Source organism: Ignatzschineria sp. PL_is040, from assembly GCF_055813795.1.
On record NZ_JBVPGU010000001.1, the window covers coordinates 477,600 to 503,898 of the forward strand.

26 protein-coding genes are annotated in these 26,299 nt (G+C 41.8%); 14 read left to right on the forward strand and 12 right to left on the reverse strand.

The window, feature by feature from the left end; all coding sequences use genetic code 11:
• Positions 1-128: 128 nt before the first annotated feature.
• The gene (pssA, locus tag AC0SAP_RS01930) at positions 129-965 is read right to left on the reverse strand and encodes a CDP-diacylglycerol--serine O-phosphatidyltransferase (protein ID WP_094567282.1); all 837 of its coding nucleotides are present in this window, start codon (positions 963-965) and stop codon (positions 129-131) included.
• A gap of 380 nt (positions 966-1,345) precedes the next feature.
• Between pssA and dfrI the strand changes: the two genes are divergently transcribed.
• From dfrI to AC0SAP_RS01950, 4 genes are all read left to right on the forward strand, one after another.
• The gene (gene dfrI, locus AC0SAP_RS01935) at positions 1,346-1,921 is read left to right on the forward strand and encodes a trimethoprim-resistant dihydrofolate reductase DfrI (RefSeq protein ID WP_286479579.1); all 576 of its coding nucleotides are present in this window, start codon (positions 1,346-1,348) and stop codon (positions 1,919-1,921) included.
• A gap of 56 nt (positions 1,922-1,977) precedes the next feature.
• Positions 1,978-2,745 (forward strand): sulfate transporter CysZ, encoded by a 768-nt coding sequence (cysZ, locus tag AC0SAP_RS01940; RefSeq protein WP_473382636.1) that lies wholly within the window; start codon positions 1,978-1,980, stop codon positions 2,743-2,745.
• 43 nt (positions 2,746-2,788) lie between these two features.
• On the forward strand, positions 2,789-4,036 hold the full coding sequence (locus tag AC0SAP_RS01945) for a DUF726 domain-containing protein (protein ID WP_473382638.1): 1,248 nt from the start codon (positions 2,789-2,791) through the stop codon (positions 4,034-4,036).
• A 79-nt stretch (positions 4,037-4,115) separates the two neighbouring features.
• A complete protein-coding gene (locus AC0SAP_RS01950) occupies positions 4,116-4,631 on the forward strand; it encodes a flavin reductase (RefSeq protein WP_109201477.1) in 516 nt (171 codons plus the stop codon).
• A 36-nt stretch (positions 4,632-4,667) separates the two neighbouring features.
• Here AC0SAP_RS01950 and AC0SAP_RS01955 read toward each other — a convergent pair whose 3' ends face one another.
• The gene (locus AC0SAP_RS01955) at positions 4,668-5,648 is read right to left on the reverse strand and encodes an MDR family oxidoreductase (RefSeq protein ID WP_286479588.1); all 981 of its coding nucleotides are present in this window, start codon (positions 5,646-5,648) and stop codon (positions 4,668-4,670) included.
• A 531-nt stretch (positions 5,649-6,179) separates the two neighbouring features.
• The gene (gene uvrD, locus AC0SAP_RS01960; RefSeq protein WP_473382640.1) at positions 6,180-8,381 is read right to left on the reverse strand and encodes a DNA helicase II; all 2,202 of its coding nucleotides are present in this window, start codon (positions 8,379-8,381) and stop codon (positions 6,180-6,182) included.
• A gap of 389 nt (positions 8,382-8,770) precedes the next feature.
• On the opposite strand from uvrD, the gene AC0SAP_RS01965 reads away from it, so the two are divergent.
• From AC0SAP_RS01965 to AC0SAP_RS01975, 3 genes are all read left to right on the forward strand, one after another.
• Positions 8,771-9,262 (forward strand): acyl-CoA thioesterase, encoded by a 492-nt coding sequence (locus AC0SAP_RS01965; protein WP_109217767.1) that lies wholly within the window; start codon positions 8,771-8,773, stop codon positions 9,260-9,262.
• A gap of 192 nt (positions 9,263-9,454) precedes the next feature.
• Entirely contained in the window at positions 9,455-9,802 is a 348-nt protein-coding gene (locus tag AC0SAP_RS01970) for an IS630 transposase-related protein (protein ID WP_473382642.1), read from the forward strand.
• 41 nt (positions 9,803-9,843) lie between these two features.
• Complete coding sequence (locus tag AC0SAP_RS01975) at positions 9,844-10,293, forward strand: IS630 family transposase (RefSeq protein WP_473382986.1); 450 nt, start codon at positions 9,844-9,846, stop codon at positions 10,291-10,293.
• Between the two features lie 32 nt (positions 10,294-10,325).
• Here the strand turns inward: AC0SAP_RS01975 and AC0SAP_RS01980 are convergent, their stop codons facing one another.
• Both AC0SAP_RS01980 and epmA read right to left on the reverse strand, forming a co-directional pair.
• A complete protein-coding gene (locus tag AC0SAP_RS01980; protein WP_473382644.1) occupies positions 10,326-11,297 on the reverse strand; it encodes a hypothetical protein in 972 nt (323 codons plus the stop codon).
• A 591-nt stretch (positions 11,298-11,888) separates the two neighbouring features.
• Positions 11,889-12,857 carry an EF-P lysine aminoacylase EpmA gene (gene epmA, locus AC0SAP_RS01985; protein ID WP_473382645.1) on the reverse strand — a complete coding sequence of 323 codons (969 nt, stop codon included), beginning with the start codon at positions 12,855-12,857 and terminating at the stop codon, positions 11,889-11,891.
• A 499-nt stretch (positions 12,858-13,356) separates the two neighbouring features.
• Here epmA and AC0SAP_RS01990 point away from each other — a divergent pair, with 499 nt between their 5' ends.
• Positions 13,357-13,569: a bacterioferritin-associated ferredoxin gene (locus AC0SAP_RS01990; RefSeq protein WP_275665404.1), complete on the forward strand. Its 213-nt coding sequence runs from the start codon at positions 13,357-13,359 to the stop codon at positions 13,567-13,569.
• A gap of 524 nt (positions 13,570-14,093) precedes the next feature.
• Here AC0SAP_RS01990 and bfr (AC0SAP_RS01995) read toward each other — a convergent pair.
• Together bfr (AC0SAP_RS01995) and bfr (AC0SAP_RS02000) are read right to left on the reverse strand one after the other, a co-directional pair.
• Positions 14,094-14,567, reverse strand: a complete 474-nt coding sequence (bfr, locus tag AC0SAP_RS01995) for a bacterioferritin (protein ID WP_473382647.1) — start codon at positions 14,565-14,567, stop codon at positions 14,094-14,096.
• 80 nt (positions 14,568-14,647) lie between these two features.
• Positions 14,648-15,115: a bacterioferritin gene (bfr, locus tag AC0SAP_RS02000; RefSeq protein WP_109201473.1), complete on the reverse strand. Its 468-nt coding sequence runs from the start codon at positions 15,113-15,115 to the stop codon at positions 14,648-14,650.
• Between the two features lie 617 nt (positions 15,116-15,732).
• On the opposite strand from bfr (AC0SAP_RS02000), the gene AC0SAP_RS02005 reads away from it, so the two are divergent.
• The gene (locus AC0SAP_RS02005; protein ID WP_473382988.1) at positions 15,733-17,769 is read left to right on the forward strand and encodes a YgiQ family radical SAM protein; all 2,037 of its coding nucleotides are present in this window, start codon (positions 15,733-15,735) and stop codon (positions 17,767-17,769) included.
• A gap of 208 nt (positions 17,770-17,977) precedes the next feature.
• On the opposite strand, the gene asd is transcribed toward AC0SAP_RS02005, so the two are convergent.
• The 5 genes from asd to AC0SAP_RS02030 all read right to left on the reverse strand — a co-directional run bounded on the left by asd (position 17,978) and on the right by AC0SAP_RS02030 (position 23,518).
• Positions 17,978-19,105 carry an aspartate-semialdehyde dehydrogenase gene (asd, locus tag AC0SAP_RS02010; protein WP_473382648.1) on the reverse strand — a complete coding sequence of 376 codons (1,128 nt, stop codon included), beginning with the start codon at positions 19,103-19,105 and terminating at the stop codon, positions 17,978-17,980.
• Between the two features lie 192 nt (positions 19,106-19,297).
• On the reverse strand, positions 19,298-20,368 hold the full coding sequence (leuB, locus tag AC0SAP_RS02015; RefSeq protein ID WP_286479608.1) for a 3-isopropylmalate dehydrogenase: 1,071 nt from the start codon (positions 20,366-20,368) through the stop codon (positions 19,298-19,300).
• A gap of 286 nt (positions 20,369-20,654) precedes the next feature.
• Entirely contained in the window at positions 20,655-21,851 is a 1,197-nt protein-coding gene (locus AC0SAP_RS02020; protein ID WP_473382650.1) for an MFS transporter, read from the reverse strand.
• A gap of 3 nt (positions 21,852-21,854) precedes the next feature.
• Positions 21,855-22,310: a dUTP diphosphatase gene (gene dut / locus AC0SAP_RS02025; RefSeq protein ID WP_094567263.1), complete on the reverse strand. Its 456-nt coding sequence runs from the start codon at positions 22,308-22,310 to the stop codon at positions 21,855-21,857.
• Positions 22,311-22,558: 248 nt separating this feature from the next.
• A complete protein-coding gene (locus AC0SAP_RS02030; RefSeq protein WP_473382651.1) occupies positions 22,559-23,518 on the reverse strand; it encodes an NAD-dependent epimerase/dehydratase family protein in 960 nt (319 codons plus the stop codon).
• Between the two features lie 255 nt (positions 23,519-23,773).
• Between AC0SAP_RS02030 and glmM the strand changes: the two genes are divergently transcribed.
• From glmM to AC0SAP_RS02055, 5 genes are all read left to right on the forward strand, one after another.
• Complete coding sequence (gene glmM / locus AC0SAP_RS02035; protein WP_473382653.1) at positions 23,774-25,087, forward strand: phosphoglucosamine mutase; 1,314 nt, start codon at positions 23,774-23,776, stop codon at positions 25,085-25,087.
• A gap of 182 nt (positions 25,088-25,269) precedes the next feature.
• Positions 25,270-25,509 carry a hypothetical protein gene (locus tag AC0SAP_RS02040; RefSeq protein ID WP_473382654.1) on the forward strand — a complete coding sequence of 80 codons (240 nt, stop codon included), beginning with the start codon at positions 25,270-25,272 and terminating at the stop codon, positions 25,507-25,509.
• A 22-nt stretch (positions 25,510-25,531) separates the two neighbouring features.
• The gene (locus AC0SAP_RS02045) at positions 25,532-25,771 is read left to right on the forward strand and encodes a hypothetical protein (protein WP_473382655.1); all 240 of its coding nucleotides are present in this window, start codon (positions 25,532-25,534) and stop codon (positions 25,769-25,771) included.
• Positions 25,772-25,793: 22 nt separating this feature from the next.
• A complete protein-coding gene (locus AC0SAP_RS02050) occupies positions 25,794-25,937 on the forward strand; it encodes a hypothetical protein (protein WP_473382657.1) in 144 nt (47 codons plus the stop codon).
• A gap of 22 nt (positions 25,938-25,959) precedes the next feature.
• Positions 25,960-26,199: a hypothetical protein gene (locus AC0SAP_RS02055; RefSeq protein WP_473382658.1), complete on the forward strand. Its 240-nt coding sequence runs from the start codon at positions 25,960-25,962 to the stop codon at positions 26,197-26,199.
• The last annotated feature ends 100 nt before the right edge of the window (positions 26,200-26,299 follow it).

The following is a 26,299-nucleotide window of genomic DNA, read 5'->3' on the forward strand; positions in this document are numbered from 1 at the left end:
CAGCGCTAGATAATCGATAATATATAGACTGAATATAGAGTGATGTCTCATTATCTAAATTACCTAATTAGCTAGTTGCCTAGTTGACCAATCAACCAATCGACTAATTGGTCAATCGGCTAATAATGCTAACGTTGTCTTGCTGCTTTTGGCTGGCTCTTGAGTTGCTTTCTCTTGCGAAAACGGAAGATCCCATAAACAGGACCTGATAATCCATAAAGAAGTAATACAATAAAGATCGACTCCCCTGGGAAGCGTACCACACAGACCGCTAAGATGCCTAAAGCTAAAACAAGTAGGACCCAAAAGAAGAAAGGAACGGGATTTTGAAAACGGAGATCTTTAAAGCTAAAGAACTTAATATTAGTCACCATCATCAAGCCGGCATAGAGCGTCAATACTAAAGCGGCATAATCTTTCCATGGTGTCTCTAAACCCACATTTTCTCCAAACCAGACAAGCCCGACCACGATTGCCGCAGCTGTTGGGCTTGGCATTCCCACAAAGAAACGCTTATCCACCTTACCAATCTGCACATTAAAGCGTGCTAAACGAAGCGCCGCACATGCAAGATAGATATAGGCCACAAACCAAGAGATCCCGCCAATAATATTGAAATGGCTCTCTTTTAATGCCCAAAGATAGATAATCAGTGCTGGGGCAATTCCAAAGGAGATCAGATCTGATAAAGAATCATATTGCTCGCCAAATGCACTAGAGCTATTGGTCATTCGGGCAACGCGACCATCTAAACCATCGAAGATCATCGCAATAAAGACCAAGATAGCTGCTTGCGTAAAGGTTTGGGGCGAATCTCCCGTATGAGCACCATAATAGGCATCTAATGCCATTAAAATTGCAGAGAAACCGCAGAGCATCGAAGCAGTGGTAATCAAGTTAGGTAATACATAGATCGCATTGCTCTTTTTATGAGGCGCTTTGTTACTCTCTTTCTGTTCAATCATTTTTATCAACACCTAAAATAAGTAGGACGATATTATAGCACCCCTCACTATTTAATTAAGCGTAAGTTGCAGGGAAGTTGTCTATTGTCTATTATCTATTTCTTAAAATAACCAAAGAAGTGTAATAGCTAGAGTTGAAGGATGAAACGACTCTCTCTCATTACTCAACTAGGAGCTGATTGAGACTTAATGGGGACAATTTTTTAGAATCGACTTATCTAATCAGAGGATACTTTAAGAGAAATTCCCCTATAATAGGAAGAAAATAAGAGAAAAGAGGTGATAGAAATTGACCTTAACATCAACATTAACATCAGCATTAATTATTAACACCAACATTCATAAATAATGAATGAATGAAATAGTGAAGTGAGTATTCAATGAATCAAAACAGAGACGACCATAATCGTGCAACAGATAGAGAAAAAACAGCAGAGAAAAGAGGAGAAAACCAGTGCATCATCTCCCTTATTTTAGCAATGGCAGATAATGGCACAATTGGTGATAAAAATGCCCTACCATGGCATCTTCCTAATGATCTGCAATTTTTTAAAAAGAGCACTATGGGAAAGCCGATTGTTATGGGCCGAAAAACTTACCAATCAATCGGCCGGCCACTTCCCGGCAGAACCAATGTAGTAATCTCACGCTCTTTAGAGGAAGATGCGCTCCCAGGCTGCCTAATCTACCCTGATCTTTCAGTGGCGATAGAGGCATTAAAGAGAGCGCATCACGCCCAAGAGATTATGATTATGGGGGGTGCGCCGATCTATAAAGCAGCGCTTCCCCTAATGGATCGACTCTATCTCACCCATGTACATGCCAATATCGAAGGGGATACCCAGATGCCTCCCTTTGATTTTAGCCATGCAACCCTCATCTTTGAGGAGAAGCATCATAAAGATGAGAAGAATCGATATGATTACACCTTTGAGATTTGGGACTTCAAAAAATAGTAAGAGTTAAGAGCTGAGTAAGAGCAAGAACAAGGCAACAAAAAGGAGCAATATAGATGAGTCAGAAAGAGATCAATCGAAATAGGAGAGATCGAAGTAGAAAAACAGGCCTTCACTACTTCTTAGAGGGTTTTTCCATCATGATGCAGCCGGGCTTGAAACGTTTTGTCTTTCTCCCGATTGTTGTCAATATCTTTATTCTTGGAGGTGCTTTTATCTGGCTCTACTTCCAGATCGATGGTTGGATCGCCGCAATTTTAGATTATCTCCCTAACTGGCTTCATTGGCTCCACTTTATCCTCTGGCCACTTATCCTCTTCTCGATCGTACTCGTTTTTGGGTATTTTTTTAGTACTATCGCCAACATTATCGCCTCCCCTTTCAATAGCCTACTGGCCGAAAAGGTAGAAGAAGAGCGATCTGGCGTGCCGGCAGCTGATCTCTCACGGGCCGCTTTTGTTAAAGATATACCGAGAATGATCCATCGAGAATTGGTTCGCTTAGGTTACTATCTCCCCCGTGCGCTTCTAATCTTAGTGCTCTCCTTCATTCCCGTTATCAATATCGCCGCGCCAGTACTTTGGTTTGTTTTTGCTTCTTGGATGATGGTGATTCAATATTGTGATTACGCTTTTGATAACCATAAGATCTCTTTTCCTGACATGAAGAATCGCCTTGGGAAGGATCGCCTCTTCAACCTCCCCTTTGGCGCTTTAGTCTCACTCTTAACGATGATTCCTATTATCAATCTCTTTATTATGCCCGCAGCTGTCTGTGGAGCAACAGCAATGTGGGTCGACCGATATCGCGCAGATTATTGTTAATGGATAGATTTAAGGATAAGTAATTGTTAAATGGGGATGAGAAATGAAGCGAGATTCAAGCCGGAAAGATAAACGGAAAATTGATCATAAAACCTATAAGGTGCAGCAGAAAGAGACGATTGAGAAGGAACTTGAAGAGGCGGAAATAACAGAGACGTTAGAGAATCGTTACTGCTCATGGTGCCTCAATAAGAGAGATCATCAACTGATAGAGGCTCATCGCTTACGTAGAAGCATCTATCAATGTGCCGAATGTGGCAATTACACCGTACAGTGCCGATTTTGCGACAATATGGCTAAAGGGGCTGATAAGAAGAGTTTTGGGAAACTCTTTTCTTGGGATAATGAGCGCTGCGCAGAACATGATGGTTCGATTATTCGCTTTGCACCGCTCGATCCCCCACTTAAAGATATTACCGAATATAAACGATTACTCTCCCTTGAGAATAAAAGCTACAGTTTTGGGGCGACGATCGGCAAACACCTTCTTAGTGAATATTTTACCGATGATGAACGCTTTGAAATTATTCGATTGAGTAAATCATCCCCAAAAAGTGGGAAAGAGGAGAGATCAGCATCTCAAAATAGAGCTCACCGCGCAATTGTGATTAATGGGTTTCTAAAAGAGCACGATAAAATTTTTGAAGATTGGCGCCGCTCTTTTGAACTCATTCCCGATAATATTGAGATCTATGGCTTAACATGGGCATCAAAGAATATGGCAGATTTTACCCGCTCACTTCTCTCCCCTAAGTTTGGGAATATTCTCTCTAAAAAACTTTTTTTAGCGCAACTTGCCTATAGCGCTATTACCAACCCGTGGCATGTCTCGATGAAGAAGGCTGCAGATACCGGGGAGATTTTAGGAAATATCCTCTATCAATGTAAAGAGGGGCCTTACACCCTAATTGCACACTCTTTAGGTTGCCGTGTCATCTTCTATGCACTTGAGCTTCTCAAATACCATCCTGAAATTAAGATCAATAATGTGATTCTTTTAGGGGGAGCGGTCGATAATAATGCTCAAGAGTGGGAAGATTTAACCGCCGCTATTAGTGGCAAGATCTACAATTGCCACTCTATTCACGATGCAACGCTCCATACCACTTACGCAATTGCCAATATCAAACTGAGTAGACCGATTGGTTACTACCCTATTGAGAGCGATAGTGAGCGAATTATTAATATTGATTGCAGCGATATTATCAAAGCACACACAGCATGGAAGGATCATTACCCAGAGGTCTATCAACGTATTATTAGCAAGACCGATCTCAATTCCCCCACATAACAGTAAGATCGCTTCTTTACTTTTCAAACCTTGGAGAAAGCGCTAGAATCAATGGTTCACTACAGGAGGGAATAATAGAATGAAAGAGATAGTGATTGATCACCATCAAGATATAAAAAAGAGCTTTAGAGATGCCATGGCACAACTCGGTGCCGGGGTTAATATTATCACGACAAATGGCGCAATGGGACGATGTGGCTTAACGGCAACAGCGGTTGTCTCCATCACTGATACACCTCCGACAATGCTTGTCTCTATCAATCAAAATAGTGCCAGCAACGCCGCCTTTAAAGCTCATAATCGTATGGCAGTCAATATCTTAAGTGCTGAACAACAAGAAGCGGCAGAATATTTTGGTGGTATGCATCCCGTCTCAATGGAAGAGCGTTTTGAGCGCTTTGAGTTTACAGAAGGACCTTCTGATCTGCCGCTGCTTAAGGGAGCTTTAGCTAATTTAGAGGGGCGCGTCACTGCAACTTATGAAGTTGGTACTCACACTCTCTTTATTCTTGAACTCGATTATATGGCAATTAGTGATGACCAGAATGCAGGACTTCTCTATTTCAATCGCCAATTTCGCCAGATTGATAAATAGATCATCCTGCACCTATCATTTTAGATCAATACTACGCTAAATTTTAACAACATACCGCCCCCGAATTTGACCGGCAATCATCTTCTTAGCGGTAGGTATCGCCTCTTGCAAAGTGATCTCTTCAACCTGCGAGCGAATCTCTGCGCTACGAATATTCTCACTCAAGAGCTTCCACGCTTTGAGTCGTGCCGATCGGGGTGCCATTACACTATCAATACCGGCAAGTGTGACACCACGCAGAATAAAAGGTGCCACACTTCCAGGAAGATCCATTCCACGTGCTAAACCGCAAGTGGCAACAACACCACCATATTGAATCTGCGCACAGATATTAACGAGCGGGATCGAGCCTAAAACATCAATCGCACCTTGGTATTGCCCCTTCTGTAGTACGCGCCCTGCCTCATAATAGCTTCGCGCATCTTCAACTCGTTTAGCCCCAATCTGAGTAAAAAACTCCGGTTGATCTATTTTCGAAGTGAGCGCTACCGTCTCAAAACCTAAGCGAGAGAGAAGCATTATTGCAACCATGCCGACACCGCCTGTTGCGCCTGATACAAGAATTTCTCCCCCTTCCGGCGTTAAACCTAACTCTAATAATCGTGCAACTGAAAGCGCCGCAGTATATCCCGCTGTCCCAAATGCCATTACATCAAAAGAGGTATAGTTTTCGGGCAGATGTAAAAGCTGTTCCCCCTTAAGATAAGCTCTCTCACTTAAACCGCCATAATGACTCTCACCTAAACCTAATCCATTGATAAATACCTGATCTCCTACCTTTACTGCATCTGACCGGCTCTCTAAAACACGGCCTGCAAGGTCAATCCCGGGAATCATTGGGAAACGACGAGCAATTTTGCCCTGATGGGTGATTGCTAACGCATCTTTGTAATTTAAAGTTGAATATTCAACCTCAATTAAGGTATCACCCTCTTCTTGATAGAGCTCATCGAGCGAGATTGATGCGAGAGAACAACTAAAGTCAGGGGTGTCTTGTAGATAGAGCGCTTGAAACATCTTTTACTCCTTATTTTATCCTTTGTACTTGGTACCTAGTACTAGGTGACCTAGCATTAGGTGTCTTGTACTTTGTAGCTTGTAGCTTGTAGCTTGTAGCTTGTACTTTATTTCTTAATCATTCTGATTTAGGGTAGACCCATCTTTAACAAAAGTAAATAAAATGCGCTCTATCAACATCACTTTTAAGACAAAAAAAACTGGTTCTAACGTAACGTTAAAACCAGTAAAATATTAGGCATATCCATTCAAATAAACATTTAATAGACGAAATGCATTGATGATTTGAACTTGTTATTGCCTACTACTAGGGAATGAGTAATAGTCTAACTGAGCTTTCGCTTTACACTATTGATATAAAGCAAGTTTCCACCTCTAGTAACATGATCTATATCATATTCCCCCTCTTCTAAAAACAATATACAATAAAAGTATAGAAATAGTTTACATAAATATTACAAATTCATAATAAATAGCTGTAAAACTTTTACAAAGCGCTTACAAAGCATTTACAAAACCTCTATAAATTATTTATAAAATCTTTAAATTAGCAAAGCTTAAAACTAAAACCTTACGCCCTGATTCGGAAAATTCTACGATCACTCGGGTGCTTGCGCCAACGCCCTCAAACCCTTGAATCACACCATCACCAAATTTGGGGTGAGAGACAAATTGACCAATCTTATATCCATCAATATTATCTTCAAACTGCTCTCGCTTCCCAGCCTTACTACTAGGTAATGTTTGTCGAATCGCAATCGCCGGACCGATCATCTCAACAAGATGAGAGGGGATATCTCGGATAAAACGGGAGGGTGGCATCCGGAGCGTCTTACCATAGATCATCCGCTGCTCTGCCCCTAAAAGGTAGAGAACCTTTTCTGCCCGAGTAATACCAACATATGCCAATCGGCGCTCCTCCTCTAAACGATCAGCCTCTTGAATGGAAGCATCACTTGGGAACATGCCATCTTCCATCCCTACTAAAAAGACAATAGGAAACTCCAAACCTTTTGAGGCATGAAGCGTCATCAATTGAATTGAATCCTCTCCAGCTTCCGCCTGCGCATCACTAGAATCGAGTGATGTCTGCCCCATAAAGGCATCGAGTTGCTCTCTTGTCGTTAAGGATTGAATATCCACAGGATCATCACTAAAAGCTAACTCCACCTGGTCACTCATCATAAAGTACTCTGCTGCTGTGATGAGCTCATTGAGGTTATCGATCCGATCTTCTCCTCGATTGAGTGGTTCCTTCTTATATTGTGCTTTTAATCCGCTCTGCTCAATGGCGTAAGCAAAGAATTGATCGAGCTTCATCTCTTCAACTTTCTGCATAAGATCATGAATCTGCTCACTATAGGCAAGAAGAACATTGTGAGCCCTTGTGCTAAGCTGCTGCCCCTCAAGAAGATGCTGCATCGACTCCCAAAGAGAGATTCTCTGCTGTGCTGCATATTCTCGAATCATCTCAATAGTTGCCTGACCAATGCCTTTAGGGGGCGTTGTCATACTACGCTCAAGCGAGACATCATCGTTAGGATTTACCACCATGCGTAGATAAGCCATAATATCTTTGATCTCCGCACGATCGAAGAAGCGTAGACCACCATAGACTCGATAAGGGATCTGTCCACGTAGTAAAAGCTCCTCAAAGAGTCGAGATTGCGCATTTGAGCGGTATAGAATTGCAATATCCGATTTCTGATATCCCTCTTTTAACCGCTCTTTAATCGTCTCTACAACAAAGCGCGCCTCATCATAACCATCGGTTCCGCGATAGAGAATGATCGGTTGTGTCGACTCATTATCGGTCCAGAGACGCTTCTCTAAGCGGGTATCATTCTTCTCAATAACATGGTTTGCCGCCTCTAAGATCGCCTTAGTAGAGCGGTAATTCTGCTCTAATCGAACAGTTGTTACCCCCTCAAAATGCGTATCGAAATGGAGAATATTCTCCACTTTTGCGCCTCGCCAGCCATAAATTGACTGATCATCATCCCCTACAACAAAGAGATTATGATGCTTGCCGGAGAGGAGCTGTAACCAAGCATATTGCACACTATTGGTATCTTGAAACTCATCGACTAAGACAAACTTAAAGCGCTCTTGATAGTGGTTTAAGATTGCTTGATGGGTTCGAAGGAGCTCTACTGTTCTTAAAAGTATCTCTGAAAAATCAACGAGCCCCGACTGTTCACATAGCGTCTGGTAATCGTGATAGAGCTGAACCAGATTTTTTGTAAAAGCATCATTATAGACCTCGATATGTTGCGCTCGACGCCCCTCCTCTTTATGCCCATTAATAAAATTGGCTAGCACGCGTGGCTGATAGAGCTTCTCATCTAAGCCCCTTGCCCGAATAACGCGGCGACAGAGACGCACTTGGTCATCACTATCAAGAATTTGGAAATTTTCAATCAATCCTGCATCGCGATGATGAAGGCGCAAAATACGATGACAGAGGGAGTGAAAGGTCCCTATCCACATCCCCCTTAATGAAAACTTTAGCGTATCCTCTAATCGCGTACGCATCTCAAATGCTGCCTTATTGGTAAAGGTGACAGCTAAAATGCCAAAGGGTTCTGCCTGCTCAGTCTCTAATAGCCAAGCGATTCTAGAGATTAAAACACGCGTCTTACCCGAACCTGCACCTGCCAATACGCGAACAGGCCCAAGTGGTGCAGTCACTGCTTCATATTGACTCTCATTTAATTGTTCTAAATAACTCATTTATCTTGCCGGAATAATTTATCGTGATATAAATAAAGGTAGAGTTGATTAAAGTTAGTTGATATCAATTGATTGGGTCTGATCAAAACCGATCGAGCTAATTCAGCCGATTTAGCTGACTAAGCTGACTATACTGATAAGTCTAATGATCCCTTAATGATAGGTTTTCAATAAGATTATCAATAAAAGCTACAAGTCTGCTTATAGAATAACAAAGAGACTCAAACAATTTTATTAGCAATATTCTCACTAACACTCATTAACTTCTGTAATCACTCTTATAAAAAGAGTAAGTGGGTTTGATACTAATTGATACTGTATGATTTCAGCTGACCCACTATAATAGAGAGCAATTATACCTTTTATTGATTTCAAATGAGATAGGAAAAATGATTGATACAAAAACACCCACACGTGAACTCAGTATGACTGTCTTAATGACACCGGATATGGTTAACTTTTCAGGAAATATTCATGGAGGCAATATTCTTAAGCTCCTCGACCAAGTCGCCTATGCTTGTGCGAGCCAATATGCCGGAACCTATGTTGTTACCCTTTCGGTCGATAAAGTGGTCTTTAAACAACCCATCTATGTTCAAGAGCTTGTTACATTTCATGCAAACGTCAACTATGTTGGGCGCACTTCTATGGAGATCGGTATCCGTGTTGAAGCCAAAAACATTAAGACTCGTGAAGTACGCCACACAAATAGCTGCTATTTCACTATGGTTGCGATCAATGATAATGGCACACCGACCCCCGTACCAAAATTAGAAATTCGTAATCGCACCGATCAACGCCGTTTTGATAATGCGGTGCTTCGCCTCAACTCTCGCTTAGCATTTGATAAAGCGCAGATCAAAGAGGAAGATGAAGAGTAACTTCTAGACTGAGTCTTAGATTCATCAATCTTATCGATTATCTCAGCTAGCACTATTGCAATGCTTTTGAAAACCTAGACAGAGAGATCTGTTTAGGTTTTATTTTATTAAGCCTCTGATTGATTTTATAGTGAAATCGGTTTTAAACCATGACATAATCTGATCAAGAATATTTAAACAAACGAGGAATTTATGGCATACGAAATTTCATTTAGAAAACGTATATTAGAGGCTCTTGATGAGGGTAAAAGTATGGCTGAAGTCTCTCGTTTATTTAACGTATCTCCAGGAAGCATTAAAAAATGGCGACAAAAATTTGCTGAGGGTTCTTTAGAAGATCCCGTTCGGCAACGTAATTTTAAAAAGATCGATCCAGTAAAACTCAAAGCTTATATGAAAGAACATCCTGATGCTTATCTTTATGAAATTGCTGAAGTTTTCCAATGCGCAACATCCTCTGTTCACGAAATGCTTGTTAAACTTGGCTTGAGACGTAAAAAGAAAAGCACAACTTATCGTGAACAAGATCAAAAAAAATAGACCAGTTTTTAAAAGAGTTAGGGAAAATATCAAAAGATAAGATTGTTTATCTTGATAAAACTGGGTTTGATCAATATCTTTACCGGACACATGGGAGAGCTCCAAAAGGCGTTAAAGTCGAAGGTTTTGTAAGCGGTAAACGATTCCGCAGGACAAGTCTTGTAGCGGGTCTTGTTAATCGAAAAACATTAATAGCCCCCTTTCAATATGAGGGAACAATGGATAGTGATTTTTTTGAGTATTGGTTTGCAACTCAGTTACTACCTGAACTTCCTGAAAATAGCGTTATCGTTATGGATAACGCTAGATTTCACCGAAAATCTCAATTAAAAGTAATTTTATCAGGAACAGGTCATCGGCTATTATTCCTCCCACCTTATTCTCCTGATCTGAATCCCATTGAAAAATATTGGGCAACGCTCAAGAAAAAAATGAGAAAAATATTACGTTTTTTCTCAACTTTTGAAGAAGCTTTTTTCAGTCTTTTTTAAACCGATTTCACTATATTATTGATATTCTATTACTAAGCTGACTCATACTCTTCATGAGAAATCTTCGGTGCTAATAACCAATTGAATGGGAAGATCGAGGCAAGACCGACTGCAACAACTATCGTTACAAGCGTCAAAAAGAGCGCTACCGGCAATGTTAAAGCAATTTGAGAGTGTGCTAACGCAGTTAAAACAATCACACAGATAATAGGATGGATCAGATAGACGCCTAACGCCTTAGGTGCAACGCTCTCTAAAAAGGCAAGATAGCGGATACCATAGACAATCACCATGCCAAACATGCCTAAAAGTGACATAAAGAGTAGATAATAGATAATCGCCTCTTGTAGAGGAAGATGGTAGAGCGTTCTAAATGAGAGAGGATGAGGATAATGGATAAAACCAAAATAGGCGGAAGCTAAACCGATCGCTAATAGAAGGAGCGGAAGATAGATAGGTGCAGAGCGCCAGCGATGAATCGCTTCATGAGTGATGCGGCGACCTAGAAAGAAGATGGGAAAATAAGCAACAATAGAGAAGAGCCCTGAATAAGGTAGTCCATAGAAGAAGGCAGTAAATCCGATGATGGAGAAGATAATCATCGTTATGACAGGATGATGGCGTAATTCTGCATGCATCTTGCTAAAACCCTGCCAGAGTGGAACGGCAATAATAAACCAGACGCCATCGAGCGGCTCGATAAAAAACTTCAAAAGCGAAAACTCCCCAGCAATTATTGCCGGGATCGTATTAATCAATTGAAAACCACTGCAGGTGATAATAGCGGGAATCATCGCCTTTTTAATCTCTTTCAATGAGATATCTTGCGTCAAATAGGCTGCAATAAAGACAAACATTGGGATTAAAAATGTATCGAGTGTAAAGACAACGCCATCGAGTATTCTACTCTCTGGTGTGACGCGCACTAAAAAGTAGCTCAACACAATAAGATTACTCAATATAAAGCGCAATGTTTGCCAAAAGGGCTTCGGCGCATCCACCATCCTCTCACCTCTTCTCTCAGTTTCCCAAGTTTTAGATCTGCAACTATTTAAGCGGTTTTCGATCTTCCAACCGCAACCTCTCTTTAAAATAACCTCTCAAGATTATACCCAATTATGATTAAGAATATCTGATCATGATAACTATTGATGATCATTAACTTTCAATCATTAATTCTTAAGAGGATTCGTTGAAAAGCGGGAGCCAACTATCTTGCTCTTTTCACCACTGCATGCCCGCAAGTCAGCATCGATGATGCCCATGCTAGGAAAATTTCTAGTAATCGAGTAATTGCCAACTGCCGGCGCGTAATTTATGGAAGAGCGCGATAGTAAGATCCGGCAGCGTTCAGCCTCTTTTACTTTTGATTCAACCGATCATTCTTAAGAGAATTTGTTGAAAGGCGGGAACCAATCATCTCGCTCTTTTCACCACTGCATGCCCGCAGGTCAGCATCGATGACACCCATGCCGGGAAAATTTCTGCTAATCGAGTAATTGCCAACTGCCGGCGCGCAATTTATGGAAGCGCACGATAGTAAGATCCGGCAGCGTTCAGCCTCTTTATTTCAATAGATAATTACCAAAATAACCTTATGATTGCTCAAAACCGAAGGCTTGCACATCGGCAATATCTTCCTTGCCCCAGATCGCCATCAGTAGACGATCAACCCCTAAAGCAACACCACTACAGAATGGTAGCTGATCTAAACTCTCCAAAAGAAACTGATCGATCGGAACAGTATCGTATCCAATCTGTTGGCGCAGACTATTTTCTGCCTCAAAGCGAGCTCTCTGCTCCTGACTCTCTGTTAATTCCTCATAACCATTTGCCAGTTCTAATCCCTGCCAGTAAGTTTCAAATCGTTTTCCAACGAGATTTCCATTATCATCTGTAACAATCTTCGCTAGTGAAGCTTGAGTTGCCGGATAATGATAGAGAAAAGTGACACTATTTCGATCAAATTGTGGCTCTAAGAGATGAGAGACAATAAGATCAAGCGCTTCATCCCGATCTCTTGGTGTAAAAGTCAAAGAGAGATCTTTAGATTCAATAAATTCTATTAATGCTTCAAGTGTCATTGAGAAGGGATCGATCCCTAAAAATTTCTGAAAAGCCACTTGATAACTATAAGATTCTCGCTCAAGACCCTTCCCACTTAAAATACGAATAAGGCGATAAACCTCCTCCATGAGGGTCTCTAGATCAAATCCTTCTCGATACCACTCTAACATCGTAAATTCTGGATTATGGCGATGACTCAACTCCCCATCTCGAAAAACCTTGCCTAAATAGTAACAAGATCCTGAACCCACAGCTAAAAGGCGCTTCATATGATATTCAGGGGACGTGATTAGATAAGTTTCGCAATGATGAAGCTTTCCAGGCCCGGTATAACAAGACTTAAAATTGAGTAGCGCAGGATCAGGATTGCCAAATTGACTCATAATCGGGGTATCAACCTCAACCACCTCCTCTAAGAAGAAGTAATCGCGAATGGTACGAAACAGCTGCCCCCGCTGCCACAATTTATCTCGTAAACTCTTAATCTCTCTACTCAATGTTTAGCTCCCTTTCTAGCATAAAATCTACTTTAACTTATTGAGATCTTTATCAGCTTTATCGACGCTTGCACTCTTCAAGTTAATAATATTGCATTAATAAATATGACATTAACAATATGACATTAACAACATTATACTTTGTCGACAATAATCGATTGAAACCTCGATAAAATGCTGATTATCACGATCTCATTAAAACCTTCCCTCATAATATAGTGCATATTTTTTCTAACTTTGATCTTTTCACTCATTTTATTCATTTTTCTTTCGAAAAGAATCGATAACAAAAGAAAGCCCCAACATTAGTTTAACGATTTCGATCTCACTACCTCCTGCAACTATCGTGATTTAACGACTCTCCTACCTCACTTACTGCCTTGCGCTCATCACTGCTCCCTCTTCGAATAATTTTATTCTCAAATCGCACTATTTACTACTTGCAAATAAGAATAATTATTATTAGTATGTAGAAAGCGATCATCGATAAGAGGAATTAATGATGTATATTTGTCTTTGCAATGGGATTACTGATAAAGCAATTGTTGAAGCTGTCGAAAATGGCGTAACAACGTTTGAAGCACTCCAAGCGCAGCTAGGTGTTGCAACAGGTTGTGGTTCTTGTGCCGATATTGCTAGAAGTCTATTGCCGGGAGAAGCATCTCCTCAATCGACCCATAACCCCATCCCCCAGGCTTATGAGTTACGATAGTTATCACGAAATTTGTCGATACAATCAACAAACATCTCGCTCTATCAGAACTTACAAAAGAGCGTTTCAAAAATTACAAAAAAAATCTCAGAGAATTGATTAAATCCTCTGAGATTTTTAATTATGACTATCAAACTCATCACTACTCTCAATAACAACTATCAATCATTACTATCAATAATAATTGAGCGTTGCAGATAGTGTATTGATAAATTATAACTGAACGATAATCTTAACCATTTTAACCATTTTTGAAATCATCTTTATTTAGATATTTTCATTTTAGATCGTTGATAGGCTCTTCTATTTATTGAATGGAGAAATGGGGACTAAATAGAGGATCTCTACCAACGATTAACTCTGTCAACGATTAAATTATCGATTACCGCTCAACTTATGTCACATATGATGCCAAACTCAATCCCTCATTGAGTCATCGATAACAATGAGGGATCAAGGCCATGAGATGATGAGATTAGCCGTCTATCAATGATCTCATCAAATCTAGTGCATAAAATTGAGCGCTACTTCTTCTCAATTAACTGCTGAAGATAGATCTCTAAGCCTAATACCTCGATATTCTCTCTCTCAGTCTCAAGCCAATCGATATACTCTTCACTCTCATCGAGAAGTCCCTCTAAAAGCTCACGCGAGACATAATCTTGCACCTCTTCTAAGTGGGCAATCGCCTCAACTAAAACCGCTCGCTTCTGATACTCACGATCGAGATCACACTTTAAGATCTCAGGAACATCCTCTCCGATTAGTAATTTTCCTAACTCTTGTAAATTAGGTAACCCATCAAGCAGAAGAATACGCTCAATAAGATCATCAGATTCTTTCATATCTTGAATCGATTTCTTATAGACAGGATGCCCTAACCCCTCAAAACCCCAATTCTTCAAGATACGCGCATGAAGAAAATATTGGTTGATAGAGATTAGATATTGTCCTAATACCTTATTCAGCTGTAGTAATACTGAACGTTCAACTTTCATATTTTTTACCTCAACTTCCTCAATTAGATTATGGTAGAGATCAATAATGGAGAGCTATGATGGATACTCACCGATCTCTCTTAAGCAATCTCATTTTGAAGATAGAGTGGCAAACCAATAGTCTTAATAAGACGGAGCTGCTTCTCTAACCAGTGAGCATGATCCTCTTCAGTATCTTTCAACTGCTCAACTAACATCTCACGTGTAACATAATCTTGCTTCTCTTCACAGAGGGCAATACCTTTCTTTAATGCTTCACGCACTGACAGTTCAAGATTGAGATCGCTCTGAAGCATCTCTTCAACTGTCGAGCCGATATTGATCGCATCGGGTACCATCTTTGGAGTACCTTCTAACATTAAGATACGCTCAATAATCTTTTTCGCGTGCTCAGTTTCATCATCCATCTCATGGAAGATTCGTTCAAATAACTTCTGATATCCCCATTCGTTGTACATTGTTGCATGGATGAAATATTGATCTCTTGCTGCTAACTCACCGGCAAGAAGAACATTTAGGTAATCGATAACGTCTTTATTCCCTTTCATTTTATATTCCCTCTTTATTATTGAAATGATCGAAATGATTGAATCGGACGATCGCTACAACTCAATGCAACGACTTAACTTACGCTACAGTATAACAACTATTTCTAGCATTACGAATTGAGAGAAACCTCTTTAATCAATAAGTTACAAACAGAAATGATTTACAAATAACGATGAGTGACACTCCAAAATATCGCGACAAAAAATGCTATAAAAACAGATAGATAGCGGCTATTTAAGATAAAAGTAGCTCGTAAATAGTAATCTCTCTTAAAACCAAATAATTCCCCCTCTCTTAAGATGGGTAAATTTTACCCATATTTTCCTCAACTTTTCATTAGCTTTTTATTAGCTTTCCCTCAACTTCTCCTCAAATTTTTAGCACATCACCTCTCTTATGCTATTTTCTTGGATATTGAGCAATAAAAGGTTATTATCGAGCCCATCTATCTACCGATCCTTTCCCAAGTTTGAAGGGGTAAGATCAGTATCAACTCTTGAATTAAACAGGTTTTACTATGCGACAATATGAAGGTGTTAAGCCGCTCTTCTCCTATCGAAAATATTGGGCTCATCGTTTTGGTACGGCGCCCTTTCTCCCAACGACACGAGAAGAGATGGATCTTCTAGGTTGGGATAGTTGCGATATTATCTTTGTCACCGGCGATAGTTATATCGATCACCCTAGCTTTGGAACAGCTATTTTAGGACGCTTACTAGAAGCACAAGGCTTTCGGGTAGGCGTTATCTCTCAACCTGATTGGCGATCGCTTGATGATTTTATGCGCTTAGGGGAACCTAATCTCTATTTTGCTGTCAATTCTGGCAATATGGATTCGATGGTCAATCACTATACTGCAGATCGTAAAGTTCGTCGTAATGATGCCTACACCGCAGGTGATGTGAATGGAAAGCGCCCTGATCGTGCTGTGATTGTCTATAGCCAAAAGGTGCGCGAAGCGTATCGCGATATTCCGATTGTTATCGGCGGTATTGAAGCATCGCTTCGCCGAGTCGCCCACTATGATTACTGGTCAGAGACCATTCGTCGCTCAATTTTAGTCGATAGTGCTGCAGATCTGCTTCTATTTGGAAATGGAGAGCGCTCTATTGTTGAATTGAGCCATCGTCTTGCTGCCGGTGAAAAGATTACGGATATTACCGATATTCGTGGCTCTGCACTTATTCGCCCTCATGGAAAGCACCATTTTGATCGTCACGAACTCGATTCCACCCACTTTGATCATGTGGGGAAGATTGATCCTTATATCAATCCTTACGGCACGATTACCAGCCGTGATTGTGAGACAAATGTCGCACTTGAAGCGCCGACCCAAGATCAAGCAAAATCGACCCTTAAAAGTGAGAATATTAGCCGAACAGATCTCACCATTCGCCTACCAAGTTTTGAAGATGTGACAGAAACTGCCGCACTCTATGCTCATGCCAGTCGAATTTTACATCTCGAGACAAATCCATTTAATGCTCGCCCGATGGTACAGCAACATGGGGATCTTGATGTCTGGATCAATCCGCCGCCCATTCCTCTCTCAACAAAAGAGATGGATACCGTCTACGCTCTTCCCTTCGAGCGCGCGCCTCATCCTAGCTATGGTGATGCCCATATTCCAGCATGGGAGATGATCAAGCATTCCGTTAGCATTATGCGTGGATGTTTTGGCGGTTGTACTTTCTGCTCCATTACAGAGCATGAAGGACGCATTATTCAGAGCCGCTCTGAGGCATCTATCTTGGCAGAAGTGAAAGAGATTCGAGATCGCAGCCCCGACTTTAAAGGCTATATCTCAGACCTGGGTGGTCCTACCGCCAATATGTATTGCTTAGCGTGTAAAGACCCTAATATTGAGAAGCATTGCCGTAAACTCTCCTGTGTCTATCCTGGTATTTGTCAAAATCTCAATACAGATCACAAGCCCCTTATCGATCTCTATAAAAAAGCACGAGAAATTGAGGGTATTAAGCGTATCCATATCGCTTCCGGCGTTCGCTACGATCTTGCCGCGCAATCGCCAGAATATATTAAAGAGCTGGTAACACATCATGTGGGCGGATATCTTAAAATCGCCCCGGAGCATACGGAGGAAGGCCCGCTTTCGAAGATGATGAAACCATCCATGAAAGCGTATGAGGATTTTAAAACACTCTTTAAAAAGTACTCTCGCGAAGCAAGAAAAGAGCAATATCTGATCCCCTACTTTATCGCAGCTCACCCCGGAACTAGTGATGAAGATATGCTCAACCTAGCACTCTGGTTAAAGAAGCATGATCTACGAGCAGATCAAGTCCAAGCTTTTATGCCGACACCGATGTCAGTGGCAACGGCAATGTACTACTCTGAACGTAATCCTCTCAAGCCGATTCGTCGTAATTCTGAACATGTAGGAACGGCAAAGAGCCTCAAACGCCGGCAACTTCATAAAGCTTTCCTGCGCTATCATGATCCCAATAATTGGCCTCAGCTGCGTCAAGCACTACGCTATATGGGAAGAGGTGATCTGATCGGTTCTGGCAAAGAGGCCCTAGTGCCGGCAGAAAGCCATAAAGAACGTCGTCAACGTCAACATCAACGTGGTAAACAATTCACCACCAATTACCAAGGCATTCCGAGAAAATGCGGAAAACGGGAGCGATAGAGACCATATCTTATTTTTGAGAAGTGGAGCTTCCGAAAAATGAAAGCCTAAATATAAAGACCCCACAGTTTGATAGCTGTGGGATTTTTTCTAGTCTACTTTTTACAGTCTATTTTCTTAGCCTATTTTCTGTAGCCTATTTTTTTATACGCTATTAATTCAATAATAGACAATAATAGACTCTACTAGACAATATATAGATAACGCGCTACTGAAGTGACTCTTCTCTCTCTAAGAGAATGTTGAGCATTCTACGAAGTGGTTCTGCAGCCCCCCAGAGGAGCTGATCACCGACAGTGAAAGCATTGAGATATTCCGGGCCTAAATTCATCTTACGAAGACGCCCTACAGGAATTGTCATGGTACCTGAGGTCGCTGCGGGTGTTAACTCCTGCATCGTAATATCGCGATGATTAGGAACGACTTTAACCCAGCGATTACTCTCTTTGATCATCGCTTCGATATCATCGAGAGGAACATCTTTTGTCAACTTCACCGTCAATCCTTGTGAGTGGCAACGCATCGCCCCTACACGAACACAGGTCCCATCAATAGGAACTGAACGCTCTAACTGTAGTAATTTGTTACTCTCTGCCATCGCTTTCCACTCTTCACGACTCTGACCATTTTCTAATTCCGTATCGATCCATGGAATTAAGCTTCCTGCTAATGGCACACCGAAACGATTCTTAGGATATTGATCTGTCGCGAAAGAATCAGTGATCATCTGATCGATCTCTAAAATGCTCTTTGCCGGGTTATAAAGATCACTATTGACAAGAGAATGAATCGCACCCATCTGCTCTAATAGCTCCTTCATATTTTGTGCGCCGGCACCTGAGGCTGATTGATAGGTCATAGAGGTCGCCCACTCAACTAAACCCTCTTTAAAGAGAGAACCGAGCGCCATTAACATTAAGCTCACGGTGCAGTTGCCACCGATAAAGTTTTTAATCCCGCGCTCTAAACTCTGATCGATAATTTCACGATTAACCGGATCGAGAATAATCATCGCATCATCATCCATTCTCAATGTCGATGCAGCATCGATCCAATAGCCTTGCCAGCCCGCTTCACGCAATTTATTAAAAACAGACGAAGTGTAATCGCCTCCCTGACAACTAATGATAATATCTTGTGCTGCTAATGCCTCAATATCGAAAGCATCGACCAACACTGATTCATAACTCCCTGCGACCACCGGCGCATCACCACCGGCATTTGAGGTTGAGAAAAAGGTGGTGTGAATTCCGGCAAAATCATTCTCTTTCTCCATACGCTCCATCAGAACAGAGCCGACCATTCCACGCCAACCAATTAGACCCAACTTTTTCATCTTATCTTGATCCTTTATCTTATTATTTCGTTATTTTGCTATTTCGTTATTTTATTGCTGCATTACTGCATTACTTAATGACTTATTGATTTTATGACTTTATGACTTTATGACTTTATGACTTTATGATCGATTCGATCTTAACAGGCTGATCTGATCTGCTGAAGTCTATTAAGATCGAAACAGTATCAATTATGCTCCGAGCGCTTTTAGAACCGCTTGCCCCATAGCAACACAACCGACAACCTCTTCACCTGGCTGCGCAATATCACGTGTACGATAACCTTCGCTTAAAACCTGCTTCACTGCGCTTTCAATCTCATCGGCAATCTCATTTTTCGCAAATGTGTAACGGAACATCATCGCCACAGAGAGAATTGTCGCGAGAGGATTGGCAATATCTTTTCCGGCAATATCGGGTGCTGATCCATGAATCGGCTCATAGAGCCCTTTATTATTCTCATCGAGAGAGGCTGAAGGAAGCATGCCGATCGAGCCAGTTAACATAGAAGCTTCATCAGAGAGAATATCACCAAAGATATTCCCCGTTAACATCACATCAAATTGCTTTGGTGCTCTCACTAACTGCATCGCAGCATTGTCCACTAAAAGATGGGAGAGCTCAACATCAGGATATTCTGCTGAAACTTCTGTCACCACATCACGCCAAAGTTGAGTCGCTTCTAAAACATTCATCTTATCGATAGAACAGAGGCGCTTATTACGCTTTTGAGCCGCTTGAAAAGCAACATGGGCAATACGGCGAATCTCTGATTCAGAATAGATCATCGTATTAAAACCAACACGCTCCCCATCACGCTCCTCAATACCGCGAGGCTGACCGAAATAGATATCACCTGTTAATTCACGCACAATCATAATATCAAGCCCTGCAACGAGCTCATCTTTAAGGCTAGAAGCGTGCGCTAACTCTTTAAAAACTTGTGCCGGACGAAGATTAGCAAAGAGATTTAATTCCTTACGAATCGCCAATAATCCCTGCTCAGGACGAATATTACGAGGAAGTGAATCATATTTAGGACCTCCCACTGAGCCGAGCAGAATTGCATCTGCCGCTTTGGCTTGCTCTAAGGTCTCAGCAGGAAGAGGGGCGCCTTTCTCATCCACGGCAATTCCACCAATCAGTGCATGTTCAGTAGAGAGCGAGAGTTGATGCTTTTCTGCCACAAAATTGAGGACCTTCTCCGCCTCGCCAACAATCTCCGGACCAATTCCATCTCCTGCTAAAATCAATACTTTCATTTTCCTAACCTTCTCCAAATCTCAAGCATTTTCTATTGATGACAACGATATGGCTCAATCAACCTACCGTCTATTTATTAGATAACGTTTTAATAACATTTTAATAACGTTTTATAAGTGTTTAATCATATTTTATAGCTATCGCTACCTTTGATGACGTTTAATGACGTTTAATGACGTTCAGTAACATCCACAAATCACGTCCACAGATCAATATACGAGATCGCTCTAAAAAATCATAGTGCCTTACACTCTTTTCACCGATTATTTTTATCCAATCACTATTTTATGATGCATCGACACGTTTTTTCCGACTAAAGAAACGATAAAAAACAATCCCCAACAAGGTGGCATTGAGCAGATATCCTAAAAATACCGTATCGTAAGTCCCTGTTAAATCGTAGAGCCATCCGAGAAGTGTAGGAATAAAAGCCGCAAAGCAGTAACCGCCAAAGAGCATCATCGCCGTCCAACTTGCTACCGAATTCCCATCATCGACTTCATTGAAGGGAAGCAGCATCGTTAAAGCAAATAATCCAGAACTTACTAAAACACCTAAAATACCAACAGTGATATAGAGAAGAAGCAGATTGTTACCGCCCCATAAAAGAATCATCACGGCAACAATAGTCACAGCGATTGCGCCGAGACTTGTTGCTCTTAATCCTAAACGAATCACAATAATCGGAATGAGAAACCCACCAATAATTCCATTGAGAATCGAGAGATTAAGTAGCGTATTGGCATGAAATTGATCGATTCCCTTCTCCAATAAGAAAGGAAGAAGCCAAGCAACATTGGTATAGAAAAGCCCTGATTGTAGACCAAAACAGGCCACTAACATCCAAGCTCGCGGTTGATTCCAAGGCATTTTAGCTTTCGGCGCTTGCTGATTGGCCGGCGCACCTCCTCTAAAGAGATAAAAGGCAGCCCAAATTGCAGAGACTAGCAGAACAGGTAACGCCCAAAACTGCAGTGTCGAGGCCCACTCCCAATGGAGATAGTGATTTAAGATAGAGCTACTCATCGTTCCTAAAACACCACTGATACTAATGCCTAATGTGTAAAAGATCATCCCCACATTACTGCGCTGCTTAAAATGATGCTTAACATAGCCGGAGAGGAGAGGACCGGCAATAGCGATCCCGATCCCCATTAGAAAAGAGGAGAGAAAGAGCCAAGTGGTACTCTGAAAATAACTACGGGTAATCGTTGATATCCCAATTAAGAAGAGACTAAAGGTGATCACATGTTCCAAACCAAACCGATGACTTAAAGGGGAGGCGAAGAGCGCAAAGATCCCCATACAGATCACCGGAATTGTCACTAAGAAGCTAACCACCGCACTAGAGAGTGATAAACTTGCAGAAATATCACTCATCACCGGACCTAACGATGTCAAGGTTACCCGTAACGATGCTGCTGCTAAAAAGACTAGCCAAAAACAGGCTAATGGGACCCGATAGCCCTTCTCTCTTACCATCTTCTATTTTCGTCCTGTATGTCCAAATCCACCTTCACCGCGCTCTGATGCTTCAAACTCCTCAACTTGCTCAAAGTTTGCCTGCATAACAGGAACAATCACCATCTGCGCCATACGTTCGCCCACTGTTAAGGTAAAATCTTTATCGCTACGATTCCAGAGCGAAACCATCAACTCCCCTTGATAGTCGGCATCAATTAAGCCTACTAAATTCCCCAAAACAATGCCATGTTTTACCCCTAAACCTGAACGAGGAAGAATCATCGCTGCATAGCGAGGATCTTTGAGATAGATGGCTATTCCAGTCTTTACAAACGATGTCTCGCCGGCTTTGATAACAAGATCCTCATCGATCATTGCACGAAGATCTAACCCGGCAGAACCTTCTGTTGCATAATTAGGCAGTGGAAAATCTCTTCCGAGACGTTGATCTAAAACTTTAAATTCAACATTTAACATCTTTTATAATCCTTTTTAACGAACTAATGAGCCATGAACCAATGAATCAATAAATCAATGAACTAGTTCATTCAACTAGCGCTGATTCAATAACTGACTGATGAATAAAAGATAGACAAATAAAGAAGCTCTCTTATATCTAATGGATCTCTTAAAAGGAATCCCTCACATATAAGGAGCTTACTTTGATAATGTCTTCTAATAATTTGTAATAAACGTTAGAGTAACAAACGTTAGAGTAATGCGCGTTAGAGCTTTACAGGACGACGCGCATTGAGGCGATCATAATAATATTTATCTAAGATCGTTGTCGGCATCTCTGCTTGACGAACAGACTCATAACTCGCTGGCGTTAAACCGAGCTTCTCAAAATCATTTCGTGTTGTAACAGAACCTGTTTTTGCGCTCTTTAACTGATTACGATTATAGGGGAAACGTGGCATAAAGCCGATAAAGAACGCTAAAATGCCGGCGATAAAATTGGGCATGCCAATAATCATACGACGTTTTGGTGTAATCTCTTTTGATATCTTTTGCGCAATCTCTTTGATGCGATACTGCTCTTTGCCGGCAAGCTCAAACTCCACCTGCTCATGATCCTGCGCTAAAAGCGCAAAAACAGCTTGAATCAGATCATCGATAAAAACAGGTTGTACTTTCGCTTCTGCCATCGGTAACCATAAAAGCGGTGAGTGACGAATCCAGCGCGCTAAGTTATAGCTAAAACGATCTTCATATCCGACAACTAATGAGGGCGCAACAATCGCGACTTTCATCTCATTTTTAGCCGCAAGATCGAGAAGCGCCTTATCTCCGGCAGCTTTTGTTGTAAAGAAGGTGCTCTGCCCCTCTTTTGCGCCTAAGGCACTAAAATGAATCATCTTCTTCACACCTAAAGAATTAGCAATCTCATAGATGCGAGTAGGATAAGTGACATGTGCTTTCGTCGCTCTACGACGATTATTATCCCATGTGCCAACAAGATTGATGACATAATCAGATCCTGCCATATGTTGACGAATCACCGCTTCATCTTCCAACTTGCAACCATCGACAAATTCAACATAAGAGAGGCATGAAGCATCATTTTGCACATTACGATCACGAGAGAAGACCGTTACGCGATAACCATTTTTTGCTAATGCCGCAACAAGTGGAGAGCCGACAAAGCCTGTTCCCCCAAAGATACTCACTTTCTTTCGATTCATTTCTGCTCCTGAAATAGATTGTAAACTCTAATTCCCTCAGTATAGCAAAATAAATAGAGAACTTGAGAGTTAAATTCCCCCTATAATTGCCCTCTATCATCATCCCAAAAATTGATCCTACTGAGGTTTATCACTGCAAAAAGGACCACACACTTAAAAATCTGCTATGATTTCCCCCATATTTTTGATTTTATCTTTACATTCCATAGTTCAACTTACCCAACTTTAAGTGGGTATTAAAAAGGAGTCAGCGCAATGAGAAAATATTTTGGAACTGATGGCGTCCGCGGAAAGGTTGGAGAATTTCCACTGACCCCCGACTTTGCCCTCAAACTTGGATTTGCAGCAGGTAAAGCGCTCTCTCAAGGGGAGAAGTGTAGCGTTGTGATTGGTAAAGATACACGTATCTCCTGCGATCTCTTTGTTGCTGCACTCGCCTCAGGATTAACCTATGCCGGTGTCAATGTTCTTCTCGCCGGCACGATTCCCACGCCGGGAGTTGCTTATCTCACAATGAAGCATCAAGCTGTAGCGGGTATTGTTGTCTCGGCATCACATAACCCCTTCTTCGATAATGGTATTAAATTTTTCAATGAGAAGGGTGAAAAGCTCGATGATAGTGTCGAACTCTCTATCGAAGCGGGAATTGATACCCCCTTCTCTGCTCCAGAAGAGGGAGCGACCGGCACTATTGAGACACTCTCTGATGCCTTAACAGACTATCGTGACTTTTGCCTTGCAAGTGCGCCAGAGCTTTCACTTAAAGGGGATAAAATCGTTGTCGACTGTGCCAATGGTGCAACATATCAAGTCGTTCCGGAGCTCTTTCGTCAATTAGGCGCAACCGTTATTGAGGTCGGAACAACCCCAAATGGGACCAATATTAATGATGCTGTCGGCTCAACTGCTCCTGAAAAAATCATTGCAACTGTGAAGACAGAAAAGGCAGACTACGGTATTGCATTTGATGGTGATGGCGATCGCCTACTGATTATCGACGAGAGAGGTCGTCCATTTGATGGGGATGATATCCTCTATCTCTTAGCGACAGAACGTCAAGAAAAAGCAGTTGTCGGCACCATTATGAGTAATTTAGGTTTTGAGTTAGCGCTTGAAGAGCGTGGCATTACGCTCCATCGCTCTAATGTGGGAGATCGTTATGTCTTAGAGCTTCTCAATCAATTATCGCTCAATGTGGGGGGAGAGAATTCAGGTCATATTCTCTGCTTAGATCAACACTCAACCGGTGATGGAATTATTGCGGCACTGCAAGCGATTCAATTGATGAAACAGAGTGGTGCAACTTTTGCAGAAATTCGTGATCGTATCCCCAAAACGGTTCAAGTGATGCATAACGTTAAAATCGAACGGGGTGCCGCCTGGGAGAGTGAAGCGCTCAAAGTGGCGATGGCAGAGGTTGAGAAGGCTTTAGCGGGTCGAGGTCGAATTCTTATTCGTCCTTCGGGAACTGAACCTGTTGTCCGTGTCATGGTTGAGAGTGATGCTTGGGAAACTAGCGAGAAGCATACTCAATACTTAGCGGATATTATCTGTAATAGTCATCATTAAATAGGACAAAAAAGATCTGGAGGTGCCGGATTTCACTATCGCGCACTTCCAATAACTACGCACCGGCAATCGGCATTGAAATGCCAACCTGCGGGCATGCAGGAGTAATAAGAGCGAAATGGTCGGTTCCCGCGGCTCAACAGATTCTCTTATGGATTGAATCAACTAAACAACAGAAGCTGATGAGTTGCCAGATCTCACTCCTGCACACTTCCAAAAATCTCGCGCCGGCAAATAATGATCTTCTATCATTAGCCATTTTTGGAAATGAAAAAGCTGAACGATGCCGGTCCTCACTGTCGCGTTCTTCCAGAGATTATGCGCCGGCAATGGGTATTGAAAATGCCAGCCTACGGGCATGCAGGAGTTATAAGAGCGAAATAGTCGACTCCCGCGGCTCAACAGATTCTCTTATGGATTGAATCAACTAAACAACAAAAGCTGATGAGTTGCCAGATCTCACTCCTGCACACTTCCAAAAATCTCGCGCCGGCAAATAATGATCTTCTTTCATTAGCCATTTTTGGAAATGAAAAAGTTGAACGATGCCGGTCCTCACTGTCGCGTTCTTCCAGAGATTATGCGCCGGCAATCGGCATTGAAAATGCCGGCCTGCGGGCATGCAGGAGTTATAAGAGCGAAATGGTCGGCTCCCGCGGCTCAACAGATTCTCTTATGGATTAAATCAACTAAACAACAGAAGCTGTTGAGTTGCCGGATCTCACTCCTGCACACTTCCAAAAATCTCGCGCCGGCAATGGGCATTGAAAATGCCGGCCTGCGGGCAAGCAGGAGTTATAAGAGCGAAATAGTCGACTCCCGCGGCTCAACAGATTCTCTTATGGATTAAATCAACTAAACAACAAAAGCTGATGAGTTGCCAGATCTCACTCCTGCACACTTCCAAAAATCTCGCGCCGGCAAATAATGATCTTCTTTCATTAGCCATTTTTGGAAATGAAAAAGTTGAACGATGCCGGTCCTCACTGTCGCGTTCTTCCAGAGATTATGCGCCGGCAATCGGCATTGAAAATGCCGGCCTGCGGGCATGCAGGAGTTATAAGAGCGAAATGGTCGGCTCCCGCGGCTCAAAGAATCTTCTTACTACTTAAAATCAACTGAAACTGAATGATTTCGAGACCTCCCCTCTACCTTTTACCCTATTAAGATGACATAAAGATGACAAATCATTGCGCAATCGATCGCTTTGTT